Below are 1,694 nucleotides of genomic sequence, written 5' to 3'. Positions count from 1 at the left end.
CTAATATTTGTTTGCTTATATGCATAATCTAATATGTCCATTATAATTTCTCCTGTTGGGTAATCATCAAGTTCTATATAACTAATGTGCCCAGCATTACATAATTTATGGTAAGGTGCTTCAATATCTATTTTTCCTACAATGGATATTGGGAACCCTACGGGAACATGATAACTATTTGTATAATATTCCTTATCCGTAACCCCTGGTATTTCACCAAATACAGCCTTGTCTTGAAGTATAAATCTACCACTTAATCCTTCAGCAGGTGTTGCATAAGTACTCCAATTAAGCTTAGTTGCCTCTATTAACTTATCAGTATAATTTCTTATATAGGATATTATTTCAACCCCTAATTTTCTAGACTCGGCGCTTTCACCATGATGCTTCCCAGTTATTGCTGCTATGGTTTCCGCAAGACCTATAAACCCAATAGACCATGATCCATTCTTTAAAATAGGCTCAATGGAATCATTAGGTGTTAATCCTTCACTTCCCATCATTAGACCTTGACCTGCTACAAATGGCAAATCCTTAACCTTTAATTTTTTTAACACATTATATCTATGCATAAGTGCTTCTCTGCAAAGTTCTAACTTAACATAGAGTAATTTATAGAACTTGTCTACATTCCCCTTCGCTAATATACCAAGTCTAGGAAGATTTATAGTTGCAGGTGCAATATTTCCTCTGCCTTTTGTTCCTGCTTCTCCATTTACGTTAGAACAAACATAAGTACGACAGCCCATTGTAGCCGGTGTAATGCCTTGATCATAGTAAAACTTATTAAAATCAGCATCTAAATTCATAAAAGTAGGATTCATTCGCCTGCTAGCAACCTTACATGCAAGCTTATATAAATAGTGATATGGGTCGGTTTTATCTCTATTTACTCCCTTTTTAACTCTAAAAATTATATTTGGAAATACTGGTTGTTCTCCTTTTCCAAGCCCTTTTTCGTATTCAATTAGAAATATTTCACATACCAATGCTGCGTCTTTAGATTCTGGTATTCCAATATTCATTGAACTAAACGGCACTTGCGAGCCTGCTCTACTATGCATTGTATTTAAGTTATATACTATGCCCTGCATAGATTGCTCTATAGCTCTTCTTAATTTACGTTCCGCAAACTCATTGACCTTATTTTCATCTACACCAAGGTCTCTAATTTCTTGTCGTATTTCTTGCCTAGTGTATTCTATAAATGCGGCCATATCATTATCAAAATCTGGATGTGATTGACCTCCAAACATATCATTCTGCGTTGATTGAAGTAAAATACATGAAAGTTCTGCTGCAGACTCTATCCTTTTTGCTCTCCTTATATAGCCATAGCCTGTATTAAACCCTCTTTCTAAAACTTCTTTCGTGGGTATATGTAAGCAATTCACAGTTAAATTATAACTATCTAAATCATGGTAATATACGTCTCCATTTTCATGTGCTTTTGCTAAATGCTTAGGCATCATAGATAAATTATGCCATTTATTAGATTCACTAGCAATTCTAAGTAACTTAGAACTAAAATTATTACCCACATTAGCATTATCTCTATCTGTTTCTACTCCTATTTTTTCTATAGCTTTCATAAGGTCTGATTTTATTTCTCTAATCTTGTTACGTTCACGCCTATAATTAGAATAAGCCACTCCAATAGGCTTATGTCCATTTTCTAAAAGTTTATCTTCAAC

Annotated in this window: 1 protein-coding gene; it reads right to left on the bottom strand. The window is 34.0% G+C overall.

All coding sequences use genetic code 11. The features are described from left to right. The coding region (nrdD, locus tag KPL50_RS26330) for an anaerobic ribonucleoside-triphosphate reductase (RefSeq protein ID WP_216301434.1) at positions 1–1,694 on the bottom strand (1,694 nt) is incomplete at both ends.

Source organism: Clostridium sp. CF012 (assembly GCF_018861755.1).
Classification (GTDB): Bacteria; Bacillota; Clostridia; order Clostridiales; family Clostridiaceae; genus Clostridium_AD.
The sequence above is the reverse complement of the archived record's forward strand: the minus strand, read 5'-3'. Positions and strand labels throughout refer to the sequence as shown.